Source organism: Streptomyces sp. S.PB5 (assembly GCF_030403745.1).
In the GTDB taxonomy this organism is placed as follows: domain Bacteria; phylum Actinomycetota; class Actinomycetes; order Streptomycetales; family Streptomycetaceae; genus Streptomyces.
Window position 1 is genome coordinate 112,620 of record NZ_JAQMWP010000007.1, and the last position, 15,603, is coordinate 128,222.

At 70.7% G+C, this 15,603-nt stretch carries 14 protein-coding genes and 1 pseudogene; 9 read left to right on the forward strand and 6 right to left on the reverse strand.

Going from position 1 to position 15,603, the window contains the following annotated elements; translation table 11 throughout:
• Nucleotides 1-24: 24 nt before the first annotated feature.
• Nucleotides 25-921, reverse strand: coding sequence for a proline iminopeptidase-family hydrolase (locus PH203_RS19470; protein ID WP_289921422.1), 897 nt, complete (start codon nt 919-921; stop codon nt 25-27).
• A 232-nt stretch (nt 922-1,153) separates the two neighbouring features.
• Between PH203_RS19470 and PH203_RS19475 the strand changes: the two genes are divergently transcribed.
• Nucleotides 1,154-1,921, forward strand: a complete 768-nt coding sequence (locus PH203_RS19475; RefSeq protein WP_289921423.1) for an FCD domain-containing protein — start codon at nt 1,154-1,156, stop codon at nt 1,919-1,921.
• Here PH203_RS19475 and PH203_RS19480 read toward each other — a convergent pair.
• Nucleotides 1,863-2,402, reverse strand: coding sequence for a DUF2269 domain-containing protein (locus PH203_RS19480; RefSeq protein WP_289921424.1), 540 nt, complete (start codon nt 2,400-2,402; stop codon nt 1,863-1,865). The two genes, PH203_RS19475 and PH203_RS19480, sit on opposite strands and share 59 nt — an antisense overlap.
• 591 nt (nt 2,403-2,993) lie before the next feature.
• Here PH203_RS19480 and PH203_RS19485 point away from each other — a divergent pair.
• Nucleotides 2,994-3,101, forward strand: a pseudogene (locus tag PH203_RS19485) (TetR/AcrR family transcriptional regulator); the annotation flags it as partial.
• A gap of 106 nt (nt 3,102-3,207) precedes the next feature.
• Here the strand turns inward: PH203_RS19485 and PH203_RS19490 are convergent.
• Nucleotides 3,208-3,525: a hypothetical protein gene (locus PH203_RS19490; RefSeq protein ID WP_289921425.1), complete on the reverse strand. Its 318-nt coding sequence runs from the start codon at nt 3,523-3,525 to the stop codon at nt 3,208-3,210.
• 180 nt (nt 3,526-3,705) lie between these two features.
• On the opposite strand from PH203_RS19490, the gene PH203_RS19495 reads away from it, so the two are divergent.
• The gene (locus PH203_RS19495; RefSeq protein WP_289921426.1) at nt 3,706-4,665 is read left to right on the forward strand and encodes a zinc metalloprotease; all 960 of its coding nucleotides are present in this window, start codon (nt 3,706-3,708) and stop codon (nt 4,663-4,665) included.
• Here the strand turns inward: PH203_RS19495 and PH203_RS19500 are convergent, their stop codons facing one another.
• A complete protein-coding gene (locus PH203_RS19500) occupies nt 4,666-5,595 on the reverse strand; it encodes a LysR family transcriptional regulator (protein WP_289921427.1) in 930 nt (309 codons plus the stop codon).
• A 50-nt stretch (nt 5,596-5,645) separates the two neighbouring features.
• On the opposite strand from PH203_RS19500, the gene PH203_RS19505 reads away from it, so the two are divergent.
• Entirely contained in the window at nt 5,646-6,341 is a 696-nt protein-coding gene (locus tag PH203_RS19505; protein ID WP_289921428.1) for a type 1 glutamine amidotransferase domain-containing protein, read from the forward strand.
• A 104-nt stretch (nt 6,342-6,445) separates the two neighbouring features.
• Here PH203_RS19505 and PH203_RS19510 read toward each other — a convergent pair whose 3' ends face one another.
• Entirely contained in the window at nt 6,446-8,740 is a 2,295-nt protein-coding gene (locus PH203_RS19510) for a heavy metal translocating P-type ATPase (RefSeq protein ID WP_289921429.1), read from the reverse strand.
• A gap of 175 nt (nt 8,741-8,915) precedes the next feature.
• On the opposite strand from PH203_RS19510, the gene PH203_RS19515 reads away from it, so the two are divergent.
• The gene (locus PH203_RS19515) at nt 8,916-9,905 is read left to right on the forward strand and encodes a hypothetical protein (RefSeq protein WP_289921430.1); all 990 of its coding nucleotides are present in this window, start codon (nt 8,916-8,918) and stop codon (nt 9,903-9,905) included.
• A 138-nt stretch (nt 9,906-10,043) separates the two neighbouring features.
• Here the strand turns inward: PH203_RS19515 and PH203_RS19520 are convergent, their stop codons facing one another.
• Complete coding sequence (locus PH203_RS19520) at nt 10,044-10,991, reverse strand: methionyl-tRNA formyltransferase (RefSeq protein ID WP_289921431.1); 948 nt, start codon at nt 10,989-10,991, stop codon at nt 10,044-10,046.
• Nucleotides 10,992-11,159: 168 nt separating this feature from the next.
• On the opposite strand from PH203_RS19520, the gene PH203_RS19525 reads away from it, so the two are divergent.
• The 4 genes from PH203_RS19525 to PH203_RS19540 all read left to right on the forward strand — a co-directional run bounded on the left by PH203_RS19525 (nt 11,160) and on the right by PH203_RS19540 (nt 15,578).
• The gene (locus PH203_RS19525; RefSeq protein ID WP_289921432.1) at nt 11,160-12,515 is read left to right on the forward strand and encodes a lysine N(6)-hydroxylase/L-ornithine N(5)-oxygenase family protein; all 1,356 of its coding nucleotides are present in this window, start codon (nt 11,160-11,162) and stop codon (nt 12,513-12,515) included.
• A gap of 69 nt (nt 12,516-12,584) precedes the next feature.
• The gene (locus PH203_RS19530; RefSeq protein ID WP_289921433.1) at nt 12,585-13,643 is read left to right on the forward strand and encodes an iron ABC transporter permease; all 1,059 of its coding nucleotides are present in this window, start codon (nt 12,585-12,587) and stop codon (nt 13,641-13,643) included.
• Nucleotides 13,640-14,701, forward strand: a complete 1,062-nt coding sequence (locus tag PH203_RS19535) for an iron ABC transporter permease (protein WP_289921434.1) — start codon at nt 13,640-13,642, stop codon at nt 14,699-14,701. Before PH203_RS19530 ends, PH203_RS19535 begins: the two co-directional genes overlap by 4 nt.
• Nucleotides 14,702-14,756: 55 nt before the next feature.
• Nucleotides 14,757-15,578, forward strand: a complete 822-nt coding sequence (locus PH203_RS19540; RefSeq protein ID WP_289921435.1) for an ABC transporter ATP-binding protein — start codon at nt 14,757-14,759, stop codon at nt 15,576-15,578.
• Nucleotides 15,579-15,603 lie beyond the last annotated feature (25 nt).

The following is a 15,603-nucleotide window of genomic DNA, read 5'->3' on the forward strand; positions in this document are numbered from 1 at the left end:
AACTCCTGGGATCAGTCGGTGGAGTCAGTCGGTGGAGTCGAGGAACTCGCCGACGACCCGGAGGTAGAGCTCCTCCTCCTCGACGTGCGGCATATGGCTGGAGTGCTCGAACATGTGCCAGCGCACATCGGGAACGAGATCGGCGAAGGGCTTCACGGTGTCGGGGGTGGCTTCGTCGTGACGCCCCGACACCAGCAGGGTCGGTGCCTCGACGAGGTGGAGCCGGTCGATGACCGACCAGTCCTTGAGGGTGCCCACGACATGGAACTCGTTCGGCCCGTTCATCGTGTGGTAGACGGTCGGGTCGGCCGCGATGTTCTCCCAAGTGGCCTGCACTTCGGGCGGGTCGGGGTCGAGACGGCACACGTGACGGTCGTTGAAGACCTGTTCGGCAGCCCGGTAGTCGGGGTGGTCCGTGGTGCCGGCCCTCTCGTGGGCGCGCAGGGTGTGCTGGACCTCGGCGGGGAGCCCGGCACGCAGTTCGGCCGCCGCCGCGAGCCACAGCTCCATGGACGCGGGGGAGTTGGCGATGACCAGGCCGCGCAGTCCGGGCGGCCGCCGTACGGCGTGCTCGGCGGCGAGCATGCCGCCCCAGGACTGGCCGAGGATGTGGTAGGCGTCGGCGATGCCCAACTCCTTGAGGAGATGGTCGAGTTCGTCGAGGAAGAGCTGGACGGTCCAGAAGTCGGCGCCCCGGTCGGGCAGATGGGTGGAGCGTCCGGTGCCGAGCTGGTCGTAGTGCACCACGGGGCGGCCCTGCCGGGCGATGTTCGCGATGCTGAGCGTGTAGTCGTGACCGGCGCCGGGTCCGCCGTGCAGGACCACCAGGGGTGTCCTGCCGGGTTCGCCCGTGATCCGGTACCAGGTGGACCAGCCGTTGAAGTCGACGGTTCCGGTGTGGTTCGGTTCGGGGATCGCCACGGTGAGGCCTCCCAGACCGGCCGGAAAGCGCCGGCCGCTGTCTGAAACTCGTTGGGTGTGACGGGGATGGGTGAGATAGTGATGGGGGAAAAGGTCAGTCCACAAGACCTTTTAGTGGCGCCTGGGGAAGACGTAACGACGCATTTACGTGGACCGCGCGCGTTAACAGAAGCGGCGATCCGGAGGAGGACAACTGACATCCGCACCTGAGCCGGGGGACGAGTTCTCCCGGGTGCTCGACCGGGTCCTGCTCGGCGGCAACGCGTCGTCGGCACTGCGCCCGGTGCGCGTGGCCTCGGCGGTCGACGAGGTCTCCGACCGGCTGCTCACCGCGATCGCCGTCGGTGACTTCCTGCCGGGCGAACGGCTGCCCGCCGAGCGGGAGTTGACCGGACTGCTGCACGTCAGCCGCCCCACCGTGCGCGAGGCCGTCGGACGCCTGCAGGCCCTCGGCGTCATCGAGATCCGCCGGGGCCGCAACGGAGGAGCGTTCGTCCGGGACAGCTGGAGCGAGTCCTCCGGCGCCGCGGTGCGCCGTACGCTGCTGCCGCGGTGGGAGGAGTTCGAGCAACTCTTCGACCTGCGGGGGCTGGTGGAGGGCATGGTGGCCGCGACGGCCGCGCGGCGCCGCCGGCCGGAGGACCTGGAGCCGATGCGGGCGGCGCTGGACGCGCATCTGGCGGCCCGCACCCCTCGTGAGGAGCAGGCCGCCGACAGCGCCTTCCATCAGGCGATCTGTGCGGCCACCCACAATCCGCAGATCGCCCTCCTCAGCCGGGACCTGCTCACCCGCATCAGCCTCGGCTTCCCGATCGAACCCTGGGGCAAGGGCGAGCGCTCCCACCACCATCGGGCCGGCCAGGGGCACACCGCCCTGTACGAGGCCGTCGCGGCGGGCGAGCCCGAGCGGGCGGAGGAGATCGCCCGCGAGCACTTCATGATCAGCGCCGAGCTGATCCGAGAGGTGCTGGCACGGGTGCGGGACGGGGAGTCGCCCTGAGCCTGCGGCCCCGACGCGTGAGCCCCCAGGGCTTGAGCACCGAGATCACCGTCATGAAGACGTACGCGGACAGCGAGACGACCGGACCGAACAGCACGTCACCGGCGTCGGGCAGCGGTCCGCCCGCGGCGACGGCAGTGACCGCGGAGTTCACCCCGGGGCGCAGGGCGAGAACCGTCGCGGTGGTCGTGGCCAGCGTCAGCCAGAACTTCGTCCAGACCCAGCGGTGCCTCGCCAGACCCCACTTCGTGCCCAGCGACAGCAGCACACCGCTGAGCAGCGTGAGGAACGCCAGCGGGAGCAGCAGCCAGTCGGCGAAGAGCTTCATGGTCCGCACGGACGCCTCGACGGTCGCCGCCGAGCCGGTGGTGGTCGCGGTGATGCCGAGGGCCAGCAGACCGAGCGTGAGCCCGAGCCAGCACGCGGACACGGTGACATGGACGACGAGGGAGGCCCTGCGGGCCGGACGGCTCAGTTTCATGTGAGCCACGGTGCCGGGCGGGGGCGTGCGGGGCGTCTGACGGCGGGAGTAACCGCGCGTACTGGGCTCGGAGTACGAGGGGGAGGGGCGAGCTCAGTTCTTGGGCAGGAACTTGCTCAGCGCGCTGATGAGGGCGGTCCAGGGGCGGCTGCTCCGCGGAGCGGTCCGTATGGACCGTGCGGCCCTCGAGGCGGACCTCGTACTGGAACATGTCCATGGCGCTCATGTCGACCGTGAAGCCGGAGACCTCGTCCAGTGCAGGATCGCCGAGCAGCAGCCGCAGCTCCTTGAACTCGGCCCCACCGGCCTCACCAGCGTCTGGCCGGCTCCCTTGACGGGCACCGGAGTGGGCGTGGGCGAGGCGGAGAGCGAGGGCGAGCCGGACGGTGACGGTGTCGGCCGCCGCACTCCCGGCACCCTCGAAGGTGCACTCCGTCAGTGCCAGCGGCAGCACCAGTGCGCACGTCGCGAAGCCGAGGCGGGCCGGCCCGTCCACGACGTCGAGCAGGTGCTGCAGAGCGAGCTTCCCGAGCTGGAGCGGGCCCGTCTGCTGGCCCGGCGCGGCACGCCCGTGAGCACCCTGCTGCGGGCCGGCTGCTCCTGGCGCCGGCACGGCACGACCACCTGGGAGCGGAGCGCGTCTCCGGGATCCTGGCGCCCGCCCGCGCCGCGGTCGCCGCCGTCCTGGAGCGCGGCCGGGGTGCCGGAGGAGCGGGCGCGCGGTGTGGCCGAAGAGGTGGCGAAGGCGCTCGCCGACTGAGCCGCCGTACGCCCCTTCCGCGGACCATGGACCGCAGGGCGTCGATCAGTCCGTGGCCCGTACCTTGAGCACCTGATCGTCGACGTGGAGAACCTCCAACCGGCGGTTCGCGCCCGGGAGGTCGAGCGCCAGGCGGTGGCCCTCCGGGTCCGCCGGTGCCCAGCGGCCGGTGCGTCGACCGGGGGCGTCGCCGCGGCCGATGGGGCGCTCGGTGAAGGTGCCGTCCGCGGCGAACTCCAGGCCGCGGCGGCCTCGGGCGGGCGGGAACGGGTAGCCCGCCGGGCGGTACACCGTGACGCCGGGGGAGTCCTCCTCGTACGAATGCACCCATGTTCCGATCAGTTCCGGCGGTGGACCGGTCATGGTCGGTCACCTCCTGATCTGTAGTCAGTTGACCCGATACGGAAGGCAGTGCCGTATTTACGGCGGAATTCGTGATTCTGCTTACCGTGTCCGTTCCGTCGCCCTACCGTAAACCTCAACGGGCCCGCTCCACCCTCAGCTCCGCGCCGTATCGGTGCGACCATCTCCAGGCGGTGCAGCGTGCCCGAGAACGAGACCGACGAGACCACCTCCGTCCCCGCGCAGCGTGTCTGCGGCACGATGCCGGTCCACCGGCGGCTGCTGACCGAGGACCTCTCGTACGCCATGGCGAGGGACGCGGTGGAGAACCGGGCCTTCGCCTTCGAGCAGGGCTTCGAGACACCGTCCCGCACCGGGGTGACGGTGATCCCCGTCGTGGTGCACGTCGTCCACCACACCGCCGAGCAGGACATCTCCGAAGAGCAGATCGTCAGTCAGATCGACGTCCTCAACCAGGACTACCGGATGCTCAACCCGGACGTGTCGAACGTGCCCCGGGTCTGGCAGCCGCTGGTCGCCGACAGCCGTATCGAGTTCCGGCTCGCCGCCCAGGACCCCGACGGCCGGCCCACCACCGGCATCACCCGTACCAGCACCGCGACCGACACCTTCGGGATGGACGACGCGATCAAGTTCACGTCGAACGGCGGACAGGACGCCTGGCCCGCCGACCAGTACCTCAACTTCTGGGTGGCCCCGCGTCTGGAGGACCCCACCGTCGGGGAGATCCTCGGCTACGCCCAGTTCCCGGGCGGCCCCGCCGCCACCGACGGTGTCGTCATCGCCCACAGCTTCGTCGGTACGACGGGCACCGCGCGGGCCCCGTTCGACCTCGGCCGCACAGCCACCCACGAGGTGGGCCACTGGCTCAACCTGTTCCACATCTGGGGCGACGACGGACAGGGCTGCAGCGGCAGCGACTTCGTCGCGGACACCCCCAACGCGGGCGGCCCGAACTTCGGCAGGCCGACGTTCCCCAGCCTGAGCTGCCACAACGCGCCCGACGGGGACATGTTCGTCAACTACATGGACTACACCGACGACGCGGGCATGTTCATGTTCACGCAGGGACAGGTGGCGCGTATGGACGCCACGCTCGAAGGGCCGCGCTCGTCGTTCCTGAAGGGGGAGGGAGCGTAGTCACCCCTCCCGGGCCACCCTCAGCAGTTGGTCGCGGACCAGGGCCACGTGCGGATTGCCGGAGGCGCCCGGGCGCTGGACGAGGAAGCCGGTGTTGATGGGCGGGTCGTCCGGGTCGTGCAGCAGGATGAGGGCGCCCGACGCCAGCTCGGCCGCGCACAGATAGCGGGGGAGGACCGTGAAGCCTGCCCCGCCCGTGACCGCTGCCTTCACCGCGTTCAGGTCGGGCATCGTGATCGCGGGGTCGCGCACCAGGCGTGTGCCGAAGACGTGCCGCCAGTAGCGGCGCACGATGGGCAGGTCCTCGGCGTAGGCGACCAAAGGGACGCCGTGCAGCGCGGCGGCTCCCTCGGCCGCGACCCGGGCCGGACCGCCGATCCGTCCGGCCTGCTCCGGGGCGGCGACCAGCACGAACTCCTCGTCGTTGAGGGGCACGGCGGCCAGCGCCCGGCCGCGTGGCCGGAAGGTGGCGATCACCAGGTCGTGGCGGCCCGCGCGCAGGTCCTCCAGGAGCGGCTCCGTCAGACCAGGGGTGATCCGCAGCCGTACGCCCGTCTCCACGAGGGGCGCCAGACCAGGCAGCACGGAATGGGTGAGGAACTCGGCCGGCCCGGCCAGATGGACGGGCTCGGCCGGGGCGTCGTCCTCACCCGTGACCGTGGCGAGCGAGTCCAAGGGGTCCACGATCCGGGCGGCGAGTTCGTCCGCGTACGGCACGGGCGAGACGCCCCTGGCCAGCCGTTCGAACAGCTCGCGGTCCAGCTGCCGCTCCAGCGCGCGGATCTGCGTGGTCACCGTCGGCTGGGACAGGCCGAGCAGACGGGCGGCGGCCGTGAAGGAGCCGGTGCGGTACACGGTCAGGAAGGTGCGGAGCAGATTCAGGTCCAGCGGTGCCGCGACCGAGTGGTGATTGGATTCCCTATCTCTCACATACGTGAGCCTATTGGATTCCTATGGGCCGGTCGACTTACCGTCTGACCATGGCAAAGATCCTCTTCGTAATCACCGGCGCCGACCACTGGACGCTGGCCGACGGCACCGAGCACCCCACCGGCTACTGGGCCGAGGAGGCCGTCGCCCCGTACGAGGCGTTCAAGGCCGCCGGTCACGAGATCACCGTGGCCACCCCGGGCGGCGTCGTCCCCACGGTCGACAAGGGCAGCCTCGCGGCCGAGGTCAACGGCGGTCAGGAGAACGCCGACCGGATCGCGGGCGTCATCGCCTCGTCCGACGAGCTCAGGAACCCGATCCGGCTGGAGGACGTGGACCTCGACGACTACGCCGCGGTCTACTACCCGGGCGGCCACGGCCCCCTGGAGGACCTCGCGGTCGACGCCGTCTCCGGCGAAATCCTCACCCGCACGCTGGAGTCCGGCAAGCCCCTCGGCGTCGTCTGCCACGCCCCGGCCGCGCTGCTCGCCGCGGTGCAGCCCGACGGCACCAACAGCTTCGCCGGCTACCGGGTCGCCGCCTTCACCAACGCCGAGGAGACCCAGGCCGGTCTCGCAGACAAGGCCAAGTGGCTGCTTCAGGACCGGCTGACGGAGGCGGGCGTGCAGGTGCAGGTGGGCGAGCCGTGGGCGCCGAAGGTCGTGGTCGACCAGAATCTGGTGACGGGTCAGAACCCGGCCTCGTCCGCCCCGTTGGCGGTGGAGCTGCTGAAGAAGCTCGGCTGACACGGCAGTCGGACGAGGGGCGGCGCGGGTCATCCGACCCGCGCCGCCCCTCGTTCCCGGATACTTCGTTCCCGGATACTTCGTTCCCGGCTGGTTCGTTCCGGCTACTTCGCCGCGGTGAACGACCTCAGCCGCAGCGAGTTCCCCACCACGAACACCGACGAGAACGCCATCGCCGCCCCGGCCAGCATCGGGTTGAGCAGGCCCGCCGCGGCCAGCGGCAGCGCGGCCACGTTGTACGCGAAGGCCCAGAACAGGTTGGTCCTGATCGTGCCCAGCGTCCGGCGGGCGAGGCGGATCGCGTCCGCCGCCGCACGCAGGTCACCGCGTACGAGGGTCAGGTCGCCGGCCTCGATCGCCGCGTCCGTGCCGGTGCCCATGGCGAGTCCCAGGTCGGCCTGGGCCAGCGCGGCCGCGTCGTTGACGCCGTCGCCGACCATGGCGACCGAACGGCCCTCGCCCTGCAGCCGCTTGACGACCTCGACCTTGTCCTGCGGCAGCACCTCGGCGATGACGTCCTCCGGTGCGATACCGACCTCACGGGCGACGGCGCGGGCCACCGTCTCGTTGTCGCCGGTCAGCAGGATCGGGGTCAGTCCCAGTGCCCGCAGTCGGGTGATCGCCTCCGCGCTGGTCTCCTTGACCGCGTCGGCGACCTCCAGGACGGCCCGCGCCTCGCCGTCCCAGGCGACCGCGATGGCCGTACGGCCGGACGCCTCGGCCTGCGCCTTCACCCGGGCCAGCTCGACGGGCAGCTCCATCGCCCTCCCCCACTCTCGGCTTCGCTCGAGCGGGGGGACCCCCATGCCCAGCAGCCGCTCCCGGCCGACGAGCACCGCGTGGCCCTCGACGATGCCCTGCACACCGAGCCCCGGCACGTTCGCGAAGTCCTCCGGCGTCGGCAGCGAACCCAGCTTCTCCAGCGCCCCGTCGGCCACCGCGCGGGCGATCGGGTGCTCGGAGGAGTGCTCCAACGCGCCCGCCAGCCGCAGGACTTCCGCCTCGTCGGTGCTCTCGGCGGTGTGCACGGCCAGCAGGGTCATTCGGCCGGTGGTCACGGTGCCCGTCTTGTCGAGGACGATGGTGTCGACCTTGCGCGTGGACTCCAGCACCTCAGGGCCCTTGATCAGGATGCCGAGCTGGGCACCGCGCCCCGTGCCCACCAGCAGCGCGGTCGGCGTGGCCAGCCCCAGCGCGCACGGGCAGGCGATGATCAGTACGGCGACCGCGGCGGTGAAGGCGGCCGTGAGACCCGCCCCGTTGCCGAGCCAGAAGCCCAGCGTGCCCAGGGCGAGGGCGATCACGATCGGCACGAAGACGGCGGAGATCCGGTCGGCGAGCCGCTGGGCCGCGGCCTTTCCGTTCTGCGCGTCCTCGACGAGCTTCGCCATGCGGGCCAGCTGGGTGTCCGAGCCGACCCGGGTCGCCTCGACGACGAGCCGTCCGCCGGCGTTGACCGTGGCACCGGTGACCGCGTCCCCCTCGGACACCTCCACCGGCACGGACTCACCGGTGAGCATCGAGGCGTCCACCGCCGAAGAGCCCTCGACCACCGTGCCGTCGGTGGCGATCTTCTCGCCGGGCCGCACCAGGAACCGGTCGCCGACCTTCAACTCGCCTACCGGAACGGTCTGTTCACGACCGTCGCCGCGCAGCACGGTGACGTCCTTCGCGCCCAGCTCAAGGAGCGCCCGCAGTGCCGCCCCCGCCTTCCGCTTGGACCGCGCCTCGAAGTAGCGCCCGGCCAGGATGAAGGCGGTGACACCCGCCGCGGCCTCCAGATAGATGTTCCCGGCGCCGTCCCCACGGGCGATCGTCAGCTCGAAGGGGTGCGTCATGCCCGGCGTCCCCGCGGTCCCGAAGAACAGCGCCCACAGCGACCAGCCGAACGCCGCCAGCGTCCCCACCGAGATCAGCGTGTCCATGGTCGCCGCACCGTGCCGCGCATTGGTGAACGCCGCCTTGTGGAAGGGCCACCCGGCATACGTCACCACGGGCGCGGCCAGCGTCAGCGACAGCCACTGCCAGTACTCGAACTGCAGGGCGGGGATCATCGCCATCGCGACGACCGGGACGGCGAGCGTCACGGCGGTCACCAACCGCTCCCGCAGCGGCCGCAGTTCATCGGCGGAGGAGGCTGCCGGGTCCCCGCCCTCGGGTTCCGGCGGGGCCGGCTCCTCCGCGGTGTACCCGGTCTTCTCGACGGTCGCTATCAGGTCCTGGACGCTGACCTCGGCGCCGTAGCTGACCTTCGCCTTCTCGGTGGCGTAGTTGACGGTGGCCGTCACCCCGTCCATGCGGTTCAGCTTCTTCTCGATGCGCGCGGCGCAGGAGGCGCAGGTCATGCCGCCGATGGCGAGCTCTACCTCGGCGGTGGCTCCGGTCACGGTGGTGGTCATCGCTGCTCCTCGTTCCGTACGGGGCGGGGGTATGTCCGGCACTCCCATCTGTATACCCCTGGGGGGTACCGAACGCAAGTCGCCCAACGACTTGACTTGATACCCCCCAGGGGTATTGTCGGCTGTATCGAGGCCCCGTATCCGAGCCGGAGGCCGCGTTCTCCAGGAGCTGGCCATGCATGCAGGACTCAAGATCTCCGCGTTCGCCGCCGCGCTGGCCGCGACCTTCGGCACCGCCTACGGCGTGGGCAAGGGCCTCGACCCGGTCGTCACGGAAAGTGCGCCGGCGAGCCATGGAAGTCACGAAGAGTCGCCGGACGCGGGCGGTGGAGCGGGCGGCCACGCGCCCGGCGGGCTCCAGATCTCGGAAGGCGGCTACCGCCTGGACCTGAAGACCCCGAGCGTCACCGCCGGCCGGCAGTCCGAGCTGCGCTTCGCCATACGCGACGGGGACGGCCGCGCCGTCACCGCCTACCGGCGCGAGCACGACAAGGAGCTCCATCTCATCGTCGCCTCACGCGACCTCGCCACCTACCGCCATCTGCACCCCGCCCGTGCCGCCGACGGCACGTGGAGCATCCCCGTCGCACTGCCCCGCGCGGGCGACTACCGCGTCTTCGCCGACTTCACCCCGGCGAGGAAGAACGCCGAGAACCTCACACTGGGCGCCGACCTGGCGGTCTCGGGCACCTATGCACCCCAGCCGCTCCCGGCGCCCGACACCACCGCCACCGTCGACGGCTACCAGGTCCAGCTGACCGGCGGACTCCGCCCGGGCGCGGAGAGCGAGGTGAAGCTCAAGGTCTCCCGGGCCGGCAAGCCCGTCACCGACCTCCAGCCCTACCTCGGCGCCTACGGCCACCTCGTCGCCCTGCGCTCCGGTGACCTCGCCTACCTCCACGTCCACCCCAACGGCGAACCAGGCGACGGCAGGACCGCGCCGGGTCCGGACATCTCGTTCACGGCCACCGCGCCGAGCAGCGGGTCGTACCGGCTGTTCCTCGACTTCAAGCACGAAGGGCGCGTCCATACGGCCGCGTTCACGGTGAAGGCCGGTGCGGCGAGCGCACCGGCGGCGGACCGGCCCGCAACGACCGACTCTGGGACGGCCGATTCCGAAACGGCCGCCCCGTCCCACACCGACGGGGGCGGCCACGGCCACTGACTCGGATGCGGCCCGACCGCCGCTGCCCGCACCGCAGCAGACCCGGCGCCTGACTCGGGCGCCGGGTCTGCTGCGGTGCGGCGAGGGCTGTGAAGGGGATCGGACCGGCCGCTGCGGTGGTCACGGGAACTGCTGAGGTCAGGGGTGGTTGGTGAGATAGCCGCCCATGGAGGTGAAGTACTCGGTCGCGGGCAGCTCCCGGCCGTCCTCGGTGCGCACGCGGGTGATGGCCAGGCCGTGGTTGCGTCCGGTACGGGCGTCGGCTCCGGCGACGATGACGACGCCCTCGCCCTCGCGGTAGAAGATGCGGCCGGGCGTTCCGCCGTACCGGCCCTGGGACACCACCGCGGCGAGGACTTCGAGGCGCTTGCCCTTGTGGAAGGTGAAGGCGCTGGGGTACGGCTCGGACTGGGCGCGGACCAGGCGTTCGAGGGTCTCCGTCGGCCAGGTCCAGTCGATACGGCTGTCGTCGATGGACCGCTTGTGGAAGAAGCTCGCCCGGGAGCGGTCCTGCCGGGTGAACTCCGTCTGCCCGGAGGCGATTTGGGCGAGCGCGCCGATGGTGACCGGGGCGATGAGGTCGACGGTCCGGTGAAAGAGGTCGGTGGCGGTGTCCGTCGGTCCGACGGGAACGGCCTCCTGGCGCACGATGTCACCGGCGTCGAGTTCGTCGTTCATCAGGTGCGCGGTGACGCCCACTTCGGACTCGCCGTTGATGAGGGCCCAGATCAGCGGGGAGAAGCCGGCGTACTTCGGCAGCAGCGAGTCGTGCACGTTCAGCGTGCCGTGGCGGGGCAGGTCGAAGATGCGCGGGGGGATCCAGGTCCGCCAGTTGTTGGCGACGATGATGTCGGGGTCGGCTTCCTTGAGGCGGGCGAACAGCTCGTCGTCGTCCGGGCGGTCGCGGATCACGACCGGTACGCCGTGCTCCTCGGCGAGGTCGGCGACGGAGTCGCTCCAGATCTTCTCGTAGGCGTGCTCGCTCTTGGGATGCGTCACGACCAGGACCACGTCGTGCTCGGAGTCCAGCAGGGCGCGGAGGGTCCGGTGCCCCCAGGTCTGATAGCCGAACATGACGACCCGCATGCGGTTCCTCCTCGGAGCAGGGACTGACCGGCGCCAGTAAAGCAAGGCTTACCTAAGTACACAACGGCGCGTTGCCTATCGACAGTTCCGCGGGATGAGCTTAGCCTTACCTAAGTTTTGGGCAGCCTCTCCGTAGGTGTGCCCATCCACCCGCAGGATGGGAGTGACATGGCACAGGCTCTTCCTGACGACGCATCACTGATCCACGACCTCATAGGCGTTGGCTTCGGGCCGTCCAACGTGGCCATGGCGATCGCGCTCGACGAGCACAACGCACGCGTCGACAGGCGGGCAGAGGTCAGCGCTCACTTCTTCGAGCAGCAGCCGAGCTTCGGCTGGCATCGCGGGATGCTGATCGACGACGCCACCATGCAGGTGTCCTTCCTCAAGGACCTGGTGACACTGCGGAACCCCACCAGCGAGTACAGCTTCCTCTGCTACCTGAAGAGCAAGGGACGGCTGATCGACTTCATCAACCACAAGAACCTCTTCCCGCTGCGGGTGGAGTTCCACGACTACTTCGAGTGGGCCGCGGCCAAGGTCGGCCACCTCGTCTCCTACGGCCACGAGGTCGTCGCCGTGTCGCCCGTCGTCCGCGACGAGATCGTGGACCACCTGGAGGTGACCGTCCGTTCGCCGGAAGGCCTCTCGCTCCACCGGGCCCGCAACCTCGTCATCGGTACCGGCCTGCGCCCCCTCATGCCCGAGGGCGTCGAGCGCACCGACCGCGTGTGGCACAACGCCGAACTGCTCACGAAGGTCGAGGGGTTGACGGGCACCTCGCCCTCCCGCTTCGTCGTCGTGGGCGCCGGACAGAGCGCCGCCGAGAACGTCGCCTATCTGCACCGGCGTTTCCCCGAGGCGGAGATCTGCGCTGTCTTCTCCCGCTACGGCTACAGCCCCGCCGACGACAGCAGCTTCGCCAACCGGATCTTCGACCCCGAAGCGGTCGACGAGTACTTCACCGCACCCGACGACGTCAAACGCAGCCTGATGGACTACCACGGCAACACCAACTACTCCGTGGTGGACATCGACCTGATCGACGACCTGTACCGGCAGATGTACCAGGAGAAGGTCCTCGGCACCGAGCGGCTGCGCTTCCTCAACGTGTCCCGCCTCGCGGGGGTCGAGGAGACCCCGGACAAGGCGCGGGCCATCGTGAAGTCCCTGGTCACCGGCGAAGAGACGATCCTGGACGCCGATGTGGTCATCTGCGCCACCGGCTACAGTCCCGCCGACCCGCTCGGGCTCATCGGCGAGGTCGCGGACCTCTGCCACCGCGACGACGAGGGTCGGGTGCGCGTCGAACGCGACTACCGCGTGGCCGCCCGCCCCGAACTGCGCTGCGGCATCTACCTCCAGGGAGGCACCGAGCACACCCACGGCATCACCTCGTCCCTGCTCTCCAACACCGCCATCAGGGTCGGCGAGATCCTCGACTCGGTCATCGACCGCACCCTCAAGATCGCCTCGGACGAGGCCCGTTCGGTCGCGGACGGGATCGGCAGCACCACCCGCTAGCTCCACGGGTGCGCGGTCGGACGGCTCGGCCGCGTACCCGGTTCGATCAAAGGGATAACGTACGTCCACATGGGCATGACTGCAGTCGAGCGCGCCGCGCCCAAGGGCTCAACACCAGCCCGACAGCGGCGGGTTGTGGGTCTCGGCATCCTGGTGGTGGTCCTCGTCGTCGCCGCGGCGGTGTCGTTGGCCGTCGGTGCGCGGGCGCTGAGCCCCGGCCAGGTGTGGCACGGGCTGTTCGCGGGACCGGACGCCGACCAGCGGCTCACCGAGATCAGGCTGATCGTGCGGACCGTACGCGTGCCCCGGACGGTGCTCGCCGTGGTGGCGGGCATCGCCCTGGGCGTCGGCGGCGCGCTGATCCAGGGGTACACCCGCAACCCCATCGCCGACACGGGCCTGTTGGGGGTGAACTCCGGCGCGTCCTTCACCGTGGTGCTGGCGATATCCGTGTTCGGGCTCGGCGATCCCTTCCAGTACGTCTGGTTCGCCTTCCTGGGTGCGGCGGCGGCCGGCGTCGTGGTGTTCGGGCTGTCGAGTCTCGGCCGGGGGGCGGGCAACCCGCTGACCCTCGCGCTGGCCGGGCAGGGCGTCGCGGTCTTCCTCGCGGCGATGACCACGGCGATCGCGCTGTCGGACCAGGCGGCGCTGAACGCGCTGCGGTTCTGGAACGCGGGCTCCGTCGCCGGCGTCGGCTTCGACGTCATCTGGCCGGTGACGGCGTTCATCGGGGTCGGTCTGGTGCTGGCGCTCAGTACCCTGCCCGCCATCAACCTGCTCAACCTCGGCGACGACGTGGCCCGGGGGCTCGGGCTGAACATCGCCCGCAGCCGGATCGTCGGCATCGTCGCCATCACCCTGCTGGCGGGCGCGGCGACGGCGGCCTGCGGCCCCATCGCGTTCCTCGGACTCATGGTGGCCCACGTGGCCCGGTACCTCACCGGGCCCGACTACCGCTGGCTGGTGCCGTACGCGGGGCTGCTCGGCGCGATCGTCCTGCTGGTCTGCGACATCGTGGGGCGGCTGGTGGTGCGGCCGGGCGAGCTGGACGCGGGCGTGGTGGTCGCCCTCCTCGGTGCCCCGTTCTTCGCGGCTCTGGTGTGGCTCGGAAAGTTCAAGAACGCATGAACGGGACAGAAGTGAAGCCCTCGTTGACGCCGGGCGTGCGGCTCGGCCGGGTGTCGTTCGTGTGGCGGCCCTGGATCGTGAGCGTCACGCTGCTGCTGGCCGCGGCGACCTTCCTGCTGTTCTGTCTGTCCATCGGCATCGGGGACTTCCCCATCAGCCTGTCCCGGGTGATCGCCACCCTCTTCGGCCGGGGGGAACGGGTCGACGAGTTCGTCATCATGGATCTGCGGCTGCCGCGGGCCCTGGCCGGACTCGTCGTCGGTGTCGCGCTGGGGGTGTCCGGGGCCATCACCCAGTCCATCGCCCGAAATCCGCTGGCCAGTCCGGACGTTCTCGGGATCACCGGCGGTGCCGGTGCGGTCGCCGTGTTCCTGGTGACGGTGTCGGGCGGCACCGCCGCGGCGATCGTGGACACCGTGGGGCTGTCGGCGGCGGCGCTCTGCGGCGGTCTCGGCACGGGGCTGCTGGTCTACTTCCTGGCGTGGCGGCGCGGGATCGACGGCTTCCGGCTCATCCTCATCGGCATCTCGGTGACCGCCGTCGCTGAGGCGATCACCACCTGGCTGCTCGCCACGGGCGACATCCGGGACGTGGCCCGGGCGCAGGCGTGGCTGGTCGGCTCGCTGGACGGCCGCTCGTGGGGCGAGGTCCGGATCGCGCTGTGGTGCACGCTCGTCCTCCTCGCCGTGGTGTGGGCGGTCGCCTTCCAGTTCAAGCCGCTGCACTTCGGCGACGAGGTCGCCGCGGGCCTGGGCGTGCGGTACTCGGCGGTGCGGGCGGTCATGCTGCTGTGCGCGGTCCTGCTGGCCGGCGCCGCGGTGAGCGCGGCGGGACCGGTCCCGTTCGTCGCCCTGGTGGCGCCGCAGGTGGCGCTGCGGCTGGCGCGATGTCCGACACCGCCGCTGATGGCCTCCGGGCTGGTCGGGGCGCTGCTGCTGATCGGCGCCGACCTGATCGCGCGCACGGCGCTCCCGGTCTCGCTCCCGGTCGGCGTGGTGACCGCCGTGATCGGAGGGCCTTTCCTCGTTTATCTGCTGGTGCGGGCCAACCTCAGATAGATGATGCGAAAGTAAGGTAAGCCTAAACGTAGGGGGCCATGTGGTCGCTCAGGACATGACCGAGGTCAAGGCCGCGGTGGAGGACGTCGCACGGCTGGCGGCCAGGGACGTCACGGTCGGGTACGGCAGCCGGATCGTCATCGACGAACTCGACGTGTCGATCCCGGCCGGGGTCATCACGACGATCATCGGCCCCAACGGCTGTGGGAAGTCGACCCTGTTGAGGACCCTGTCACGCCTGCTCAAGCCGACCCGGGGTGCGGTCCTCCTCGACGGCGACGACATCGTCCGGCTCAAGACCCGGGACGTGGCGAAGAAACTCGGCCTGCTGCCGCAGACTCCGGTCGCGCCCGAGGGGCTGACGGTCGCCGACCTGGTCGCCAGGGGCCGCCATCCGCACCAGAGCTGGCTGCGGCAGTGGTCCTCGGACGACGCCGCCGTGGTGGAGCGGGCGTTGGCCATGACCGGGGTGTCCGACCTGGCCGACCGTGCCGTCGACACCCTGTCCGGCGGGCAGCGGCAGCGCGTGTGGATCTCGATGACCCTGGCCCAGGGCACCGATCTGCTGCTGCTCGACGAGCCGACCACCTATCTGGACCTGGCGCACGCGATCGACGTGCTCGACCTGGTGGACGACCTGCACGAGTCGGGACGCACCGTCGTGATGGTCCTCCACGACCTCAACCTGGCGACGCGCTACAGCGACAACCTCGTGGTGATGAAGGACGGGGCGATCCTGGCGCAGGGGCATCCCCGTGACGTCATCACCGCCGAGTTGCTCCACGAGGCGTTCGGGCTGCGCGCCATGGTGATCGACGATCCGGCGGGCGACCGGCCGCTCATCGTTCCCATCGGCCGTGCCCACACGGGTGGTTGAACCGGCGGCCGTCGAACTGCCCCGG